Annotated in this window: 1 pseudogene; it reads left to right on the top strand. The window is 59.2% G+C overall.

What is annotated here, in order from left to right:
- Positions 1 to 35: 35 nt before the first annotated feature.
- Positions 36 to 267: pseudogene (locus tag SB772_RS41730) on the top strand (hypothetical protein); the annotation flags it as partial.

The following is a 267-nucleotide window of genomic DNA, read 5'->3' as shown; positions in this document are numbered from 1 at the left end:
TCGTGAACTTCGATCCCAGCGATCTAGGGATTTAAATGCTGAAAGGCCTCTGTCATATGAGAAAGTCTTCCCTTCTCCGCGCCTTGATGATGGTGGCGGGTCTCGTCACCGTCGGCGCCTTTACGACGCCCGCGAACGCGCTCGTCGAAATCAACATCAACAAGGGTAACGTTCAGCCGCTGCCGATCGCCGTCACCGACTTCTTGCAGGGCGACATGGGCGCGCAGGTTTCTCAGGTGATCGCCGCCGACCTGCAGCGCTCGGGTC

Origin of the sequence: Paraburkholderia sp. SIMBA_030 (genome assembly GCF_046535245.1) — a bacterium.
GTDB lineage: Bacteria > Pseudomonadota > Gammaproteobacteria > Burkholderiales > Burkholderiaceae > Paraburkholderia.
Note: the sequence above shows the minus strand (reverse complement) of the source record. Positions and strands in the feature narration are given on the sequence as shown.